This window comes from Flavobacterium orientale (assembly GCF_014638005.1).
Taxonomy (GTDB): domain Bacteria; phylum Bacteroidota; class Bacteroidia; order Flavobacteriales; family Flavobacteriaceae; genus Flavobacterium; species Flavobacterium orientale.
In genome coordinates, this window is record NZ_BMFG01000002.1 from 398,719 (window position 1) to 415,918 (window position 17,200).

The window sequence follows — 17,200 nt, forward strand, 5'->3', positions numbered from 1 at the left end:
TTTATAAAAATAACACACAAAGGTATAAAAATTAATGTTTAAAATGACGTGTTCCTGTAAATACCATTTTCAAATTATTTTCATTACAATATGTGATGCTTAATTCGTCTTTAATTGAACCACCTGGTTGAATTACAGCTGTAATTCCGGCATGATGAGCAATTTCTACACAATCAGGAAATGGAAAAAATGCATCGCTTGCCATTACAGCTCCTTTCAAATCAAAATTAAAAGAATTTGCTTTTTCAATAGCTTGCTTTAAGGCATCAACTCGAGAAGTTTGTCCGGTTCCGGCAGCAATAAGCTGACCGTTTTTGGCTAAAACAATCGTATTAGATTTGGTGTTTTTACAAATTTTTGAGGCAAAAAGTAAGTCTTCAATTTCTTGATTAGTAGGTTCAAGAGTAGTAACGGTTTTTAATCCTTCTTTAGTATCTGTAATTGCATTTCTTTCTTGAATTAACAATCCGTTCAAGCAAGTTCTAACTTGTTTTTGAGGTAATTCAACTTCGTTTAGGACTAAAATAATCCTATTTTTCTTTTCTTGAAGAATTGAAATGGCTTCCGCATCAAAACTTGGAGCAATCACAACTTCGCAAAATAATTGGTTAATTTCAGTTGCCGTTGCTTTATCTATAGTTCCATTGGCAATAAGAACACCGCCAAAAGCAGAAGTTGGATCACCGGCTAAAGCTGCTAAGTAAGCGTCTTTCATAGTGCTTCTTGTTGCTAATCCACAAGCGTTATTGTGTTTCAAAATTGCAAAAGTGGGATTGTTATTTTTGAATTCTAAAATTAAATTTACAGCAGCATCAACATCCAAAAGGTTATTATAAGAAAGTTCTTTACCGTGAACTTTAGTAAACATTTGGTCAAAAGCTCCAAAGAAATACCCTTTTTGATGAGGGTTTTCGCCATATCTTAGTATTTGCCCATCAGCTATACTTTGTTTATAAATGGTTTCATCAGTATTAAAATAAGAAAAAATCGCTGTGTCATAATGTGATGAAACATGAAATGCTTTAGTAGCTAATAATTTTCTCTGCTCCAAAGTTGTAGTTCCATTTTGAGCAACAATTAAATCTAACAAATATGAATATTCATTTACAGAAGCAACAATTACCGTGTCTTTGAAATTTTTTGCAGCAGCACGTATAAGCGAAATTCCGCCGATGTCTATTTTCTCAATAATATCTGATTCAGAAGCACCAGAGGCAACAGTTTTTTCAAAAGGATATAAATCAACAATTACTAAATCAATTTGTGGAATATTAAATTCTTCCATTTGTTGAACATCACCTTCATGATCTTGACGGTTTAAAATTCCTCCAAAAATTTTTGGATGCAATGTTTTAACACGGCCTCCTAAAATAGAAGGATAAGAAGTTACATCTTCAACAGCCACAACTGGAATGCCTAAATTTTTTATAAAATCTTCGGTTCCTCCGGTAGAATAAAGCGTTACATTTTGTTGGTGTAGTTGTTGTACAATTGGCTCTAATCCCGTTTTGTCAAATACTGAAATTAAAGCCGATTGAATGTTTTTTGAGTTGTTCATGTTGTAGTTAGATTTAAAGGTGCAAAAGTACTATTTGTCTGTTTAACTTTCAAAAGTTTACGGGATTACTTTCTTAGAATTTTTTGTAACTTTCAATCTGTTTTGATATCGTTAGAAGTTTTCATATTTTTTGTAACATTCTGTCCTTTTTTTCTACTAATAAGATATCTTATTTGATTTTAACTCATGTTGGTATATTTACGTTTGCTTAAAGAGAGTTTTAGTTTTGCAATGAATGCTTTGCGAACAAACAAACTCCGAACTTTTTTATCGCTTTTGGGAGTAACTATTGGAATTTTTTCAATTATTGCTGTTTTGGCAGCCGTTGATTCTTTGGACAGAAAAGTGAAAGCAGATTTAAGTGATTTAGATAAAAACACTGTTTACTTAATGCGTTTTTCGTTTGGACCGACTGAAATCCCACAGTGGAAAAGAGAGCAATTTCCCAATGTTACTTACGATGAATTTGAGTATTTAAAAAAATCATTAAACGGTGTTGATAAAATGGCGTTTAATCTTTTTACCAGAAATGAAAATATCAAATTTGAAGATCAAACTGTTAGTCAAGTAAGAGTTACACCTACAACCAATGAATTTGAAGGGATTGACGGAATCAAAATTGGACAAGGGCGTTTTTTTAATGAATCAGAATCCAACTCAGGTACTCCTGTAATTATTTTAGGTTTTGGCGTTGCAGAAGGTTTGTTTGTAGATTCAAATAAAGCTATTGGTCAAAAAATTAGACTTTACGGACAACGATTCTCAGTTATAGGTGTAACAGAAAAACAAGGGTTTTCAACTTTTGGAGATAGTAGAGACAACGCAGTTTTTATTCCTATGAATTTTATTAGACGGTTGTATGGTGAAAATAGTGATATGATAACTCCTGCTATACTAATAAAGCCGGAAAAAGGAGTCGATATGGAGGCTTTTAAAGGTGAAATTACTCAAAAATTGAGGACATACAGAGGCGTGAAAGTTACCGATATTGACAATTTTTTTATTAATGTTCTATCTGGTTTTACTGATTTGATTGATGGTATTTTTACACAATTAAACATTGCAGGATGGTTAATAGCTGGATTTTCTTTATTAGTTGGTGGTTTTGGAATTGCCAATATTATGTTTGTTTCTGTGAAGGAAAGAACCAATTTAATTGGAATTCAAAAATCATTAGGAGCAAAAAATAGATTTATCTTGTTCCAGTTTTTGTTTGAAGCCATTATTTTATCTGTTATTGGTGGAATAATTGGTCTTTTGATGGTTTGGGGAATTGCTGCTATTGTAACAAAAGTTTTAGATTTTGAATTTGTTTTAAGTACCGGTAATATAATTTTAGGAACAGGTTTAGCTGGTTTTATTGGGTTGATTTCTGGAATCATTCCTGCTATTTCTGCATCTAAATTAGATCCGGTGGAGGCAATCCGAAGTGGAATGTAGTAATGATAATTAGTTTTTAGATATAAAAAAAATCCCGAGCAATCGGGATTTTATTTTTATCTAACGTCTTGATTTAGAATTAAATCGATATACAGATTTATTTTGTCTTTCAATTCTTTTCTATGGGTAATGAAATCTAAAAATCCGTGTTCTAATAAGAATTCAGAAGTTTGAAAACCTTCTGGCAAATCTTTTCCGGTAGTGTCTTTTACAACTCTTGGTCCGGCAAAACCGATTAAAGCTCCGGGTTCACCGATATTTATATCACCTAACATCGCATAAGAAGCGGTTGTTCCTCCAGTAGTTGGATCTGTACAAAGTGAAATGTATGGAATTCCTGCTTCAGCCAATTGAGCTAGCTTAGCTGATGTTTTTGCTAATTGCATTAAGGAATAAGCTGCTTCCATCATTCGGGCTCCACCTGATTTTGAAATCATCATAAAAGGAACTTTGTTTTTTATTGAATAATCAATTCCTCTTGCTATTTTTTCTCCAACTACAGCTCCCATTGATCCGCCAATAAAAGCAAAATCCATACAACAAACTACTAAATCATTTCCTTTTGATTTTCCTACGGCAGTTCTTACGGCATCTTTCAATCCTGTTTTTTCCATCACGTCTTTTAAACGATCCGAATATTTTTTGGTATCTGTAAATTTTAAAGGGTCTTTAGATGTCATTTTTGCATCCAATTCTTTAAAACCATCATCAAAAAGAATACTAAAATATTCAGCACTTCCTATTCGTACATGAAAATCATCTTCAGGACTTACCCATAAATTTTTTGCTAATTCGTCTTGATCAACTATTTTTCCTGTTGGAGATTTATACCACAATCCTTTTGGCACATCTTTTTTATCTTCTGTAGCCGTTTGAATTCCTTTTTCTGTTCTTTTAAACCAAGCCATATGTTTAGTTATTAGTATTCCGTTTTCTGTTGTCGGTTTTCCGTTTTTTTAGAGTGTGTTTACATTGTTCAAATCAGCAAATGCCTGTTCTAAACGTTTATTGAAAGTCATTTCACCTTCACGAATCCATTTTCTAGGATCATAATGCTTTTTGTTTGGGGAATCATCGCCATCCGGACTTCCAATTTGAGTTTTTAAATAGTCAATTTTTGAAGTCATATAATCACGAATTCCTTCTGTAAAAGCAAATTGTAAATCGGTATCAATATTCATTTTGATTACTCCATAAGAGATAGCTTCTCTGATTTCTTCTAAGGTTGAACCCGAACCTCCGTGAAAAACAAAGTCTATTGGATTTGAAATTGTGTTGAATTTATTTTGAACAAATTCTTGAGAATTTTTTAAAATTACCGGTGTCAATTTTACATTACCCGGTTTGTAAACCCCGTGAACGTTTCCAAAAGCCGCAGCAATTGTAAACTTTGGACTTACTTTCATTAATTCTTCATAAGCATAAGCTACTTCTTCTGGTTGCGTATACAATTTTGAACTGTCAACATCAGAATTATCAACACCATCTTCTTCACCACCGGTAACGCCAAGTTCAATTTCTAAAGTCATTCCCATCTTGCTCATTCGAGCTAAATAAGCTTTACAAATTTCGATATTTTCTTCAATTGGTTCTTCGGAAAGATCAATCATGTGCGAAGAAAATAAAGGTTTTCCGGTTTCGGCAAAATGTTTTTCTGAGGCATCTAACAAACCATCAATCCAAGGCAATAAATTTTTAGCACAATGGTCAGTATGTAAAATAACAGTAGCACCATATGCTTCTGCTAAAGTATGAATATGTTTTGCTCCGGCAATTCCGCCTAAGATTGCTGCTTTTTGTCCGTCATTTGACAACCCTTTTCCGGCATTATAAATTGCTCCTCCGTTTGAAAATTGAATTATAACAGGAGCATTTAATTTTGCAGCGGTTTCCAAAACGCCATTTATTGAGCTGGAACCTATCACATTTACCGCAGGTAATGCAAAACCTTTAGCTTTAGCATAATTAAAGATTGCTTGTACATCATCACCGGTAGCAACTCCTGGTTTAATTGTATGACTCATATATATATATGTTTTAGTTAGCTTACAAAAATAGTAAATCTGAATTTAGAATGGATAATTTATACCAATATTTAGCACAGAACTTTTAAAATTAAAATCTTTCATCCATCGTCTGTTTTCTTCGTTTGCTGGATTATAAGTTTTAAATCCTAGGTCAAAACGAACAACAAAAAAACTGAAATCGTAGCGAGTTCCAATTCCTGTTCCCAAAGCGATATCTTTAAGGGAAGCTATTCCCGTAAACTTTGCACCTTCTAATGTGACATTGTCTAGGAAGTTCCAAATATTACCCAAATCGGCAAAAAAGGCACCTCTAAAATTGCCAAAAAGCTTGAATCTGTATTCTGCATTTAAGGCTAATTTTAAATTGGCCTCATTAAAATCATTTAAAGCACCACTGCTTCCCGGACCTAAACTATAAGGTCTCCAAGCTCGGTTGTCATTTGTTCCTCCGGCAAAGTAACTTCGTGAAAACGGAATGTTGTTTGAATTTCCATATGGAATTGCTACTCCGGCAAACGTTCGCGTAGCAAAAACACGGTTTCTTTTTAAATCCCAATGTTTTATAAATTCAAATTCTGTTTTAATGTATTGTGAATATTCAACATCAAAAAAAGTGGAACTTCCTTCAGAAATTAAGGGCTCATTAATGGTTCTTGATAACAATGACAGGAGATTTCCGGCTGATTCTACTTTGGCTTTTAAAATGTAGAAATTGTTTAATAATAATGATGTTTTTGTTGATTTTGTATAACTATAACTCGATGCAACAATCAAATTGTTTTCAGTTAATCGTTTTTTTCTCTCGTCAATTCCTCTAACAGATCGAAAGTCCTCGTTAGTTGTAACTATTGAAGGGTCCGGTCCTAAAACATCATTTAGAAATCCGTTTGTTCCTGATTCAATAATTAAATTATTATTTGGGTCAAAATAGTCAGGATTTACCTGATTACTGTAAACTTCGGCAATAGTGTTTAAGGCATTATACGAAGAACGATAAACATCAAAATAGCGATCAATTCTTAGATTTTTTACATATTGAATGTTGAACAAATCAAATCTTACGGTGTTGAATCGCTTTGGATTCCAATTATAAGTTAGTGAACTGGTAAAGTTTTCTTTATCTAAACCAATGTTTTTCTGTTTTGCAAAACCAACACCAAAATTGGTAGAAGGAATCATGCTCTTTGGAATAATTTTATCAGTATTGAATGGAAAAAATATTCTTGGAAAGTTAAGTTTTGCATCAACTCCAACTTCTGAAATATTAAAAAAATTGTCGTTAGAACCGGCCAAATCTCGTGAAGAACCAACAGTTCCTTTTACGGCAAATTCAAAAGTTTCAGCACCGTTAAAAACATTTCGAATGGTTAATGACGTATTTCCACTGATACCAAAATCTTGAATGTTAGAATGTGTAAAGTCAACCGCTGCTAAAAAACTGTATTTTTTTCTAGGGTTCAAATATATATTAGCAATTAAACTGTTCGAAATAGTATCACGTTCATCTTCAATATATTGGATTGTAGGATAGTTAAAAACTTTCAAATTACTTAAGTAGCGGTTAGTAAGTGTGTTTTGATAATCTGCATAAACATTGCCTTTTGTGATAAAAACAGCATCAGTTATGGCTTTTGGTTTGTATTTGATTTTATCGGTACTATATAAGTTAAATCCTTTATAAGAAATGCTATCGGCTACTTTTATTTTGTTTTTTGACGAAGGGCTGTCGGTAAAGATATTTACTTCACTAATTGTAAATATTTCAAAAGGAACAGTTACAATTGTATCTCCTTTTCGGTAATTGAAGTCTGTTATTTCAATAGTGATGTTGGGTTTTTTTCCAGTACCAATAGTATCGATATCAAAATTGATATAATTCTGTTGAAATTGATATACTCCACGATTTCTGAAGAATGATGTTAAGCGGTTTCGCTCTTCACTAAAATTTTCACTTTTAAATTGTTCTCCTGATTTTATTGCAGAATTACTTTTTGCAACTTGATAAAGCGAATCAACATCAGGAGAGGAAATGGCAGTTTTGATAGAATCTATAATATAAGGTTTTCCAAGTGAGACTTCATAAGTTGTTTTGGCTCTTTTAAAGCCAACGCTATCTGTTTTTGAAGAAGTCTCTACGTCAAAATAACCGTTATTGAAATAATAGTTGTAAAGACGTTGTGTGCTTTTTTTGGTTTTTTCATCATCAACAATTTCCGGAGCTTCTCCGCTGCTTTTTAGAAAATTATTAAACCCTTGATAAAAAAAAGATTCTCCTAATCGATAAACTTGTTTTTCAGAGATTAATCTCTTTATGCGTTTGAACCTCACCGAATCTTCAATAAATCTTGCTTTGAAAACAGAGTCTGGATTTGGTTGGGCTAAATTATAAACCAATAAGCTCAAAGGAATTTTTAAAATGCGGGAATTTGGTTTTTGAATCAATATTTCATTGACACTTTCTTGATTTGAAGCTTTGCCATCAACAATAATTTCAGTGTTTACAAGTAAGCTTTTTCCATCGGGAACTCTTTTTACAGTGTTACACGAATAAATTAATATCGTAATTACTATTAATAATACTATTTTTGTGTCGCTACTTTTCAAGTAATGGGATAATTTTAGTCAAAAGTACATCTTTTCTATGGTTAGTAAAAACCAAATAAAGTTAATAATAAGTTTAAGACAAAAAAAATTCAGAGTTGAACACCAAATGTTTATTGCTGAAGGCATTAAGGTGATTTCTGAATTCATTGAAGCCGGATTTGAATTGTTGTATTTGTATGCAACTGATGCCAATTTATTTGATAATAAGGAGTTGAATCCGATCTTAATTTCTGAACAAGAATTAAAAAAAATCAGTGCTTTGGTCACGCCAAATAATTGCTTGGCTGTTTTTAAAATCCCAAAAACAAAACTTTTTTCTGATTCCGGATTGGTTGTGGCTTTAGACGACATTAGAGATCCCGGAAATCTCGGAACAATCATTCGACTTTGTGACTGGTTTGGAATTGAACAACTTTTTTGCTCTGAAACAACCGTTGATGTTTATAATCCCAAAGTAATACAATCTACAATGGGTTCTGTTTCCAGAGTTACTGTTGTTTATGGCGATTTAGCTAAAATGCTAAAAACAACAAGTTTGCCAATTTATGGCACTTTTATGGATGAAAATTCTATTTATTCAGAAGATTTTTCGAAAGAAGGAATTGTAATTATGGGTAATGAAGCCAACGGAATTTCAGAAGAAATAGGGTTCTTGGTACAACATAAAATAACAATTCCACGATTTGGAACAATTCAAAAAACCGAAAGTTTGAATGTTGCTACTGCTACTGCTATAGTGTTAAGCGAAATGCAACGAAAAATTAGTGGAAAGTAAAGTTTATAAAAACACCGCGGGTTTTCATCGATTCAACAGTTCCTGTCCATGGACTATTAGGGTCGTTATCTCTGATTAATTCATCATTGAAACTAAATACACCTCGTATAGACGGAGAAAATTTAAAATATTCAAAATATAAATCAATACCAAATCCCATTTCATAATTAGTTGTCCATTGGTTTACTCTGAATCGATTATTAAAATTGTCATCTTGAGCTTTTGCATTACTTGATAAATTTAAGGAGGTAGAAAGACCGCCAACTATGTAAGGTCTGAAATTTCCAATTCTCTTAGAAGAAAATTTCACCAACAAAGGAAAGTGAATATAAGTAGATTTAACTTCACGTAAAGCATCAAATTCATTTTCAATTAATGGATATTTCAAATTTCTTTGGGTGTAATATAATCCCGGTTCAAAACGCAAATCGATGTACTCGTGAAGTCGGAGGTTTCCAACAAGACCAACGTTGAAGCCGGTTGTTCCTTCAACTATGATGTCTGTAGTTTCTTCAGTATAGTCAAATTTGAAATCATAAAAATTAAAACCAAGAAAATAACCCCAGTGAACTCTTTGTTTATCAAAGTTTTCCAGATTAGTAATTGGGTCTTTTGCAAACATTCCCTTAAATTGAGAATGGCCATTTAAAAATGCAAATAGAAATATAAAACAAACTATTTTTTTCATACGATTATTTAGAAGCACTATATATTGTTGCCACACCAAACGTTTGTGGTTCAGAAACAACATTTATAAACCCAATATTACGCAAAATATTGTTTAAAGCTTCACCATAAGGAAAAACTGATGCAGATTCTGATAAATAAGCATAAGCAGAATTATCTCTTGAAAAAAGTTTTCCAATCAGAGGAAGAATGTTTTTTGTATACAATTTATAACCTTGCTTGAATGGAAATTTTTTAGGAACCGAAGTTTCTAAAATAACAAAAATACCGTTTGGCTTTAAAACTCTTTTGATTTCAGCCAAACCTTTCTCTAAATTTTCAAAGTTTCTAACACCAAAAGCAACCGTTATAGCATCAAAGGTGTTGTCTTCAAAAGGAATGTTTTCAGAATCACCTAAAACCATTTCTATTTTATCTGATAAATTCTTTTTTTCTATTTTCTTTTTTCCAACTTCTAACATTCCTGCAGAAATATCAAGACCTACAATTTTCTTTGCGTTTGTAGCAGTCATTAAAATGGCCAAATCGCCTGTTCCTGTAGCAATATCCAAAATGTTTTCAGGATTAGTTTGCGAAACTAAATTTAATACTTTTTTTCGCCATTTTACATCTGTTCCAAATGAAATTACTCGATTTAAACCATCATAGTTACCCGAAATGGTGTCGAACATTTGAGCAACTTGTTCCTTTTTTCCTAATGAAGAATCTTTATAGGGAGTCACGTTTTTAGACATGCTGATATTTTTTTTACAAAGATAATCTATTATATAAGTTTAACAAGTTGTATTTCATCATAATTGTTTATTTTATTATAAAAAACATTAAACAAAATATCCTTAATATTAGGGATAAAAAAATATCCTTAATTATGGGTATTGTAGTATTCATTTGATTTAAGCAATTTTACAAAAGAATCAAATAATTAAAGTATGTTATCAAGAATAGTTAAAACAGAAATCAAGTGGTTGCTTTTGGCACTGGTAATTACTTGTGTTTTAGTTATAAGTATCAACAGCAATGTTTTCGCAAACACTTCAGAAATTGAAGTGCCTAATACGTTCTTAGGGTTAAATTTGTTTTTGGAAATTTTAGTTTTTTACGCCTTTAGTACCTTTGTGGTATTTGGTATTAAAGGTTTTTTTGAGATGTATTCTCAAAAGTTTGCTAATGTCATCATTTTCTTTTCAGGAATTTTTTTGGCAGTGGTAATATTTATATTAAGTTATCAGATACTTACGCTGGAATAGCTTTGAGTACAGCTTTAATGATTCTAAAAACATCCCTTTACGGGATGTTTTTTTTTAGGTAAGTTTGATAAGTAAAGTCAAATTTATGTTTCTCATCTTTTGGATGGTATTCTTCATGGTGTAAAATCCAATCTGATTCCGGAATTTCAGGGAAAAAAGTATCTGCTTCAAATGAATGATGCACTCTGGTTAACTCAATTTTATGAGCAATATCCATAGATTGAGCGTATATTTCGCCACCACCAATTATGAACAAGTTTTCATCTGATGGACAAAGAGCTATTGCTTTTTTTAAACTACTCACCACAATGCAGTTTGGTGCGTCGTAGTTTTTCTGTCTTGTAATTATAACATGAGTTCTGTTTGGTAATGGTTTTGGAAAACTTTCAAAAGTTTTTCTTCCCATTATTATATAATGTCCTGTGGTTAGCTGCTTAAATCTTTTAAAGTCATCGGGCAAATGCCAAATTAAATCATTGTCTTTTCCTAGAGCTCTATTTTCAGCCGCAGCTGCAATTATTGTAATCATTATTCGGTAGTGTTGGAATTCTCAGACTCAATCTTTTTTTGCAGCTGTTCTATTTTTTTATCTTGTAAAGCTACTAATCGATCAATTTGTTCACGCTCCCAATTTTTGTTCATAAATCGGTCGGTAATATAAACTTTGATAAAATGTAAAATAAAAAAGAAAAACCACAAAGTTACTGCCCATAAATACCAACCTTCAAAAGGTTGTATGTCATAAATTTTATCAACTAATAAAAAGAATAAACTACCAATTAAGAAAAGAATGAAGTGGAAATACAAACGCTTCTTTTGTTTGATTCTTCTTCTTGCATATTCGTATTTTTCGTGCTGTTGATTTTCCATTTTGTGCTTAAATTTTGAATTTAAAGGTATACTTTTTTTTGAAAAGATGAAACACCAAATTAAGATATTTTAACATGAAAACGTTTTCTTATTTTCAGATTGCAATTTAATTCCTTATAAATTAATAATATAGCGAACTTTAGCTGGCTAAAATACGAATATGATAAAAATGAATCTAACTATTTGAAATTCAACATTCTGTTTGTTACTTTGTGCCGTAACTATTTAAATACAAATAAGATGGCACTTAAGAAACAATTTATAAAAACGAAACCGGTTTGTAAAGTAACTTTTTCAATCGAGGCAAAAGAAGCTACAACTGCTGCAGTTGTTGGTGATTTTAACAATTGGAATCCTGCTGAAGGAGAATTAGCAAAATTAAAAAACGGAACTTTCAAAGCTACATTTGATTTACCGGCTTCAAATTCATACGAATTCCGTTATTTAGTTGATGGAGAATTCGTAAACGATGACCAAGCGGATGCTTACAAATGGAATGATTTTGCAGCGGCTGAGAATAGCGTTGTTGCAGTATAATTTTTGTTTTAAAGAAAAGTTAATCCGTTTGATTCTTCAAACGGATTTTTTTTTAATCTAATTTGAATGTAATTGGTATATTATAAGAAAATTTTGCAGGTATACCTTTGATGGTGCCATGCTGAAATTTTGGTAAGCGTCTCAAAATACGTTCCGCTTCTTTTTCTAATAAAAAATGCGGTCCATCTAATTTTTCAATTTGTAGGTAACCATTTCTATCGATTATGAATCTACAAGTTACTTTTCCCCTAATGCCCCTGTCTATAGCTTCTTCGGGATACCTGAAATTTTTTATAATGTGGTTATTCATAAATTGATTCACACAATTATCTAAATCATTAGAATTTTGACATTCAAAAGGATATGGACTTGTTCCAAACTTGAGTTCTGATTTGTGATTCATTTCTTTCAACTGTCTCTCGGTTGCAATTGACAGATTTTTTTTAGATTTATTAGTTATAAAAACAAATTCATAATGTCTAACCTTTAGTGTGTCATCAATTGAATCATTTTTTGGAAGAGGCTCTAATTGTAAAAGAAAATTTTTAAGTTTTTCTTTTAGGTCATTATTTGAAAAATCTATATCAATATCTTCCCTTATTGGTTTGTTATTTTGATAAACAAATGCAAGAGTCAAAACTGCTTTATTGTTTTTTAAATTTATTAGAATTTCTTTTAGAATTTCAGGCGTAATTAAATTTAAAATCTCTCTTTCAAAAATTTCTCTTTCGCATTCACGATACTTGCTTTTATTGGTACAATTATCATGAAACGGAAAATATTTTTGAGTTTTTTTTTCTTGTCCAGTTAATGAAATGGAAAACAATAAAAAGTAAATTAAGATCTTCATAGAAATAAATTAAATTGCCACAACTCCTTTAATATGTGGATGTGGATCATATCCTTCCAACGTAAAATCATCAAAAGTGAAATCGAAAATGGATTTAATATCCGGATTTAAAATCATTTTTGGCAAAGGTTTTGGCTCACGCGAAAGTTGTAATTCCAATTGTTCAATATGATTGTTATAAATATGAGCATCACCAAAAGTGTGAATGAATTCTCCTGGTTGTAAATCGCAAACCTGAGCAATCATCAACGTGAATAATGCATATGAAGCAATATTAAAAGGTACGCCTAAAAAGATATCGGCACTTCGTTGATACAATTGACAACTCAATTTTCCATCAGCTACATAAAATTGAAAAAAAGCATGACAGGGCGGAAGTGCCGCTTTTCCATTGGCTACATTTTCGGAAAATGATTTAGAAGTATCGGGTAAAACTGAAGGATTCCAAGCGGAAACCAACATTCTTCTGCTGTTTGGGTTTTTCTTTAATGTTTCAATTAATTCAGTAATTTGATCAATTTCTTCGCTGTTCCAGTTTCGCCATTGATGACCATAAACCGGACCTAAATCGCCGTTTTCATCAGCCCATTCGTCCCAAATCTTAACACCGTTTTCTTTGAGATAACTGATATTTGTTTCGCCTTTGATGAACCAAAGCAATTCGTGTATAATTGATTTTAAATGTAATTTTTTGGTGGTAACCATAGGAAAACCTTCGCTTAGATCAAAACGCATTTGATAACCAAAAACACTGATTGTTCCGGTTCCGGTTCTGTCTCCTTTTTGCGATCCGTTTTCTAGAACGTGTTTTACTAGATCGTGGTATTGTTTCATTTTTTTCTTATTCTGTAATTATTAAAAGTTTTCACAATGCTGTTCTCATAAACAAATAGGATTGTTGGTATACTGATAATTGCAGTTGATATTATTATAATATTCGGTAGCGTAAAAAGTAAAATGATAGTCAATACCAATCCTATAATAAAACCAGTAACTATCGTTTTTCTGGAAACTTTACCATAAACATCATTAATATGTGTTTTTTCTTTTCTTAAACAATTGAAACAAGTTGTTTCTTTAAAATCTCCATGTTGCATTTGATAAGTTCCTCTATCGCTTTCGTTAATTGAAACTTTATTTTCATATTTGCAATGATTGCATATAAAATGATGTGTCATATCTTATCCTATTATCATTCCCGCAATGGTAGCTGATAGCAAAGAAGCAATACTTCCTCCAATCACCGCTTTTAAGCCAAATTCTGAAAGTGTTTTGCGTTGTCCCGGTGCTAATGATCCAATGCCGCCAATTTGTATTCCGATGGATGCAAAATTAGCAAAACCACATAACATATAGGTTGCCATAATAACTGATTTGTCATACGTAAAATGGATGGTTGAAGCTACATTTTTTAATTCAGCTAATTGAATATACCCTACAAATTCAGAGGCTGCTAGTTTTATTCCAAGTAGTTGTCCCATTAACATTACGTCTTCTTTAGCAACACCAATTAACCACATTAAAGGAGCAAAGACAATTCCTAAAATAGTTTCTAACGAAAATTTAGAATAAGGTGTGTTTGCAGCAATTACATCGTTTAAACCAGACCACCCTCCAATCCAACTTAAAGTATAATTAATCATCGCAATAAAAGCAATAAAAACCAACAACATCGCTGCAACATTGGCTGCTAATTTCAGTCCTTCTGTTGTTCCGGTTGCAATAGCATCAAGAATATTTGACCCAATTTTTTCTTTTGAAACTTCAACATTTGTGTTAATTAATTCTGTTTGAGGATATAAAATTTTTGATACTACAATAGCTCCGGGTGCCGCCATAACGGATGCCGCAAGTAAATGTTTGGCAAATTCCAATCGCAAAACAGGATCATTTCCTCCTAAAAATCCAATGTAAGCCGCTAAAACTCCTCCGGCAACAGTGGCCATTCCTCCGACCATAACCAAAAGAATTTCACTTTTATTCATTTTCTCCAAGTACGCTTTAATCATCAGCGGAGCTTCGGTTTGACCTAAAAAGATATTTCCTGCAACCGATAAACTTTCAGCACCTGAAATGCCTAAAATTTTGGTTAGAAGCATCGCTAAACCTTTAACAACGATTTGAATTATTCCTAAATAGAATAACAGAGAAGTTAGAGCAGAAAAGAAAATAATGGTTGGTAGAACTTGAAACAAAAAGATGAATCCAAAATTATCAACATTCATCATTCCGCCTAATAAAAATTCGCTTCCGGCTCTTGTAAAATCTAAAACTTTAACAAATAATCCGCCTACAAATTCAAATATATTTTTTACAAAAGTAACTTTCAAAACACCAATTGCAAGTATCAATTGTGCCAAAACTCCAATTCCAACAGTTTTCCAGTTGATAGCTTTTCGATTGGCACTAAATACAAAAGCTAAGGCTAAAAGTGAAAGCATTCCAAGAATTCCTTTCCATAAGCTTGTAACGGTAAAACCTTCACTAGCAATTAGTTTTGATTGGGTTTGTTCAGGTTCTATTTTATTGGATGAGAAAAACGAATAGGCTTTATCTTTTGATTTTAAAGTTAATAGCGAATCAGATTTTGTTGCAATTGTAAATCGTTTGGTTGGAGCATCAGAGCCGTTTTCAAAAAGAAATAAATAGTTGTCCTGAACCAAATAATCTCCTTTTTGGGTTAAACTATCGGCACTTATTTTTAGTTCGTAGCTGCCTTCTTTTAATTCTAAATAATCCGTTTTTGATGAACTTAATTGCCACTTTTTCTCAAGTTCTTGTGCACTTAAACCTAACGAGAATAGCAAAGTAAGTGTTAGTAAAATTAATTTTTTATACATTTTTAAGAGGTACTTTTTGGATTATTTATTTAGAATAAAAAGCTAAGATTCTTTCTTTGAAATTTCGTCTCTAATTTTTGCAGCCTTTTCATAATCTTCATTTTGAACAGCTTCATTGAGCATTTCATAGAGTTCCTGAACGCTTTTACTGCTATAGCTATCTTTTGGGGCAGAAGTGTCTTCTAAACCAAAAGTTTCAGGGGTACTCAAAACAGCGTCGTTTTCTTCAACGGCATTTTCAGGCTCCATAGTGTTTCCTTTGAGATAGACACCCGCTTTGTCTAAAATGTTTTTATAGGTGAAAATGGGGGCGTTAAATCGCAATGCCAAAGCAATAGCATCGGAAGTACGAGCGTCAATAATTTCCTCAATTTTATCTCTTTCACAAATAATACTCGAATAAAAAACACCATCAACCAATTTGTGAATAATCACCTGTTTGACAATAATGTCAAATCGATCGGCAAAATTTTTAAACAAGTCGTGAGTGAGTGGACGAGGTGGTTTTATCTCTTTTTCTAAAGCAATTGCAATCGATTGTGCTTCAAAAGCTCCAATAACAATTGGTAGTTTTCGTTCGCCGTCAACTTCATTCAAAATTAAAGCATAAGCACCATTTTGTGTTTGGCTATAAGAAATTCCTTTTATGGCTAGTTTAACAAGACTCATATTATATCAGTACAAAGTAGTAAGTACAAAGTACATAGCTAAATTAATAATTAAAAAATGGGCTATCCAAACAAAGATACAACTATCTCAATTTAGATAGCCCAATGAGGGCACAATTTATAAAAAATTATGAATTTTGAGCTTTAAATTCTTTTAATTTTTGAGTCAATTTAGGAACAATTTCAAATGCATCACCAACCACTCCATAATCGGCAACTTTAAAGAAAGGTGCTTCAGGATCAGAATTGATAACTACTTTTACTTTTGAGGAATTGATCCCTGCAATGTGTTGAATTGCTCCTGAAATTCCAATAGCAATATATAAATTGGTTGCTACAGGTTTTCCCGTTTGTCCAACGTGTTCGCTATGAGGTCTCCAACCTAAATCGGATACCGGTTTTGAACAAGCTGTTGCAGCACCTAAAACGGCAGCTAAATCTTCTAATAACCCCCAGTTTTCAGGACCTTTTAATCCGCGTCCGCCGGAAACTACAACTTCTGCATCGGCAATCGTTACTTTTCCGCTTACCTTTTCTACGCTTTCAACTTTTACATTAAAATCGGCATCATTTAAATTTGGTGAAAAATCTTCGGTTGTTAAATTTGAATTGCTTTCTACCAAACCATAAGAGTTTTTCGCTAAGCCTAAAACTTTTACATCAGTAGAAATTTCAGTGATGTTGAAAGCTTTATTTGAAAAAGCATTTCTTTTTACTTGAAAAGGTGAAGTGCTCAAAGGCAAACCAACCACATTTGATGTAAATCCTGCTTCTAATCCTACAGCAACTAATGGTGCAAGATAAATACTATCGGTAGTTGAAGAAAGAACAATTACTTTAGCACCTTCTTTTTGAGCCGCTTGTTTGATGGCATCAGCATAGGCTTTTGCGTTGAAAGTTGCCAACTTGTCATTGGTAATTTTCAATACTTTGTCAACGCCATATTTTGATAATTCTGAAACATCAGAAGCGTTTACCGTTACGGCTGTTACTGTTGTTCCTAATGATTCAGCTACTTTTTTTGCATAGGAAGCTAATTCGAAAGCTACTTTCTTAAATTTTCCTTCTGCCGATTCTGCATATATTAATAATGACAT

At 32.3% G+C, this 17,200-nt stretch carries 17 protein-coding genes; 4 read left to right on the forward strand and 13 right to left on the reverse strand.

Annotated features, from left to right (window positions below; genetic code table 11):
• Positions 1 to 31: 31 nt before the first annotated feature.
• Complete coding sequence (purH, locus tag IEV15_RS04285; protein ID WP_188361266.1) at positions 32 to 1,558, reverse strand: bifunctional phosphoribosylaminoimidazolecarboxamide formyltransferase/IMP cyclohydrolase; 1,527 nt, start codon at positions 1,556 to 1,558, stop codon at positions 32 to 34.
• Positions 1,559 to 1,744: 186 nt separating this feature from the next.
• Between purH and IEV15_RS04290 the strand changes: the two genes are divergently transcribed.
• The gene (locus IEV15_RS04290) at positions 1,745 to 2,998 is read left to right on the forward strand and encodes an ABC transporter permease (RefSeq protein ID WP_188361267.1); all 1,254 of its coding nucleotides are present in this window, start codon (positions 1,745 to 1,747) and stop codon (positions 2,996 to 2,998) included.
• A 56-nt stretch (positions 2,999 to 3,054) separates the two neighbouring features.
• On the opposite strand, the gene accD is transcribed toward IEV15_RS04290, so the two are convergent.
• Genes accD through tamL form a run of 3 tightly spaced genes read right to left on the reverse strand, consistent with a single transcriptional unit; the run spans position 3,055 to position 7,629 of the window.
• Positions 3,055 to 3,906, reverse strand: a complete 852-nt coding sequence (gene accD, locus IEV15_RS04295; protein ID WP_188361268.1) for an acetyl-CoA carboxylase, carboxyltransferase subunit beta — start codon at positions 3,904 to 3,906, stop codon at positions 3,055 to 3,057.
• A 48-nt stretch (positions 3,907 to 3,954) separates the two neighbouring features.
• Complete coding sequence (fbaA, locus tag IEV15_RS04300) at positions 3,955 to 5,022, reverse strand: class II fructose-bisphosphate aldolase (protein WP_188361269.1); 1,068 nt, start codon at positions 5,020 to 5,022, stop codon at positions 3,955 to 3,957.
• Positions 5,023 to 5,067: 45 nt separating this feature from the next.
• Complete coding sequence (tamL, locus tag IEV15_RS04305; protein WP_188361270.1) at positions 5,068 to 7,629, reverse strand: translocation and assembly module lipoprotein TamL; 2,562 nt, start codon at positions 7,627 to 7,629, stop codon at positions 5,068 to 5,070.
• A 37-nt stretch (positions 7,630 to 7,666) separates the two neighbouring features.
• On the opposite strand from tamL, the gene IEV15_RS04310 reads away from it, so the two are divergent.
• Entirely contained in the window at positions 7,667 to 8,404 is a 738-nt protein-coding gene (locus IEV15_RS04310) for a TrmH family RNA methyltransferase (RefSeq protein WP_188361271.1), read from the forward strand.
• Here IEV15_RS04310 and porT read toward each other — a convergent pair.
• Together porT and ubiE are read right to left on the reverse strand one after the other, a co-directional pair.
• Positions 8,391 to 9,092: a type IX secretion/gliding motility protein PorT/SprT gene (gene porT / locus IEV15_RS04315; RefSeq protein WP_229734090.1), complete on the reverse strand. Its 702-nt coding sequence runs from the start codon at positions 9,090 to 9,092 to the stop codon at positions 8,391 to 8,393. The genes IEV15_RS04310 and porT overlap by 14 nt on opposite strands.
• Before the next feature lie 4 nt (positions 9,093 to 9,096).
• The gene (gene ubiE, locus IEV15_RS04320) at positions 9,097 to 9,825 is read right to left on the reverse strand and encodes a bifunctional demethylmenaquinone methyltransferase/2-methoxy-6-polyprenyl-1,4-benzoquinol methylase UbiE (protein ID WP_188361272.1); all 729 of its coding nucleotides are present in this window, start codon (positions 9,823 to 9,825) and stop codon (positions 9,097 to 9,099) included.
• A gap of 195 nt (positions 9,826 to 10,020) precedes the next feature.
• On the opposite strand from ubiE, the gene IEV15_RS04325 reads away from it, so the two are divergent.
• Positions 10,021 to 10,338, forward strand: a complete 318-nt coding sequence (locus tag IEV15_RS04325) for a hypothetical protein (protein ID WP_188361273.1) — start codon at positions 10,021 to 10,023, stop codon at positions 10,336 to 10,338.
• A 37-nt stretch (positions 10,339 to 10,375) separates the two neighbouring features.
• On the opposite strand, the gene IEV15_RS04330 is transcribed toward IEV15_RS04325, so the two are convergent.
• Both IEV15_RS04330 and IEV15_RS04335 read right to left on the reverse strand, forming a co-directional pair.
• Positions 10,376 to 10,867 carry a dihydrofolate reductase gene (locus tag IEV15_RS04330; protein WP_188361274.1) on the reverse strand — a complete coding sequence of 164 codons (492 nt, stop codon included), beginning with the start codon at positions 10,865 to 10,867 and terminating at the stop codon, positions 10,376 to 10,378.
• A complete protein-coding gene (locus IEV15_RS04335) occupies positions 10,867 to 11,208 on the reverse strand; it encodes a 2TM domain-containing protein (protein ID WP_188361275.1) in 342 nt (113 codons plus the stop codon). The genes IEV15_RS04330 and IEV15_RS04335 overlap by 1 nt, the downstream gene beginning before the upstream one ends.
• Before the next feature lie 240 nt (positions 11,209 to 11,448).
• Here IEV15_RS04335 and IEV15_RS04340 point away from each other — a divergent pair, with 240 nt between their 5' ends.
• A complete protein-coding gene (locus IEV15_RS04340) occupies positions 11,449 to 11,745 on the forward strand; it encodes an isoamylase early set domain-containing protein (protein ID WP_188361276.1) in 297 nt (98 codons plus the stop codon).
• 52 nt (positions 11,746 to 11,797) lie between these two features.
• On the opposite strand, the gene IEV15_RS04345 is transcribed toward IEV15_RS04340, so the two are convergent.
• The 5 genes from IEV15_RS04345 to IEV15_RS04365 all read right to left on the reverse strand — a co-directional run bounded on the left by IEV15_RS04345 (position 11,798) and on the right by IEV15_RS04365 (position 17,200).
• A complete protein-coding gene (locus tag IEV15_RS04345; protein ID WP_188361277.1) occupies positions 11,798 to 12,595 on the reverse strand; it encodes an energy transducer TonB in 798 nt (265 codons plus the stop codon).
• Positions 12,596 to 12,604: 9 nt separating this feature from the next.
• The gene (locus IEV15_RS04350; RefSeq protein WP_188361278.1) at positions 12,605 to 13,429 is read right to left on the reverse strand and encodes a thymidylate synthase; all 825 of its coding nucleotides are present in this window, start codon (positions 13,427 to 13,429) and stop codon (positions 12,605 to 12,607) included.
• Between the two features lie 347 nt (positions 13,430 to 13,776).
• Entirely contained in the window at positions 13,777 to 15,435 is a 1,659-nt protein-coding gene (locus IEV15_RS04355) for a NupC/NupG family nucleoside CNT transporter (RefSeq protein WP_188361279.1), read from the reverse strand.
• Between the two features lie 42 nt (positions 15,436 to 15,477).
• Positions 15,478 to 16,104, reverse strand: a complete 627-nt coding sequence (locus IEV15_RS04360) for a bifunctional nuclease family protein (RefSeq protein ID WP_188361280.1) — start codon at positions 16,102 to 16,104, stop codon at positions 15,478 to 15,480.
• Positions 16,105 to 16,231: 127 nt separating this feature from the next.
• On the reverse strand, positions 16,232 to 17,200 hold the full coding sequence (locus IEV15_RS04365) for an electron transfer flavoprotein subunit alpha/FixB family protein (protein WP_188361281.1): 969 nt from the start codon (positions 17,198 to 17,200) through the stop codon (positions 16,232 to 16,234).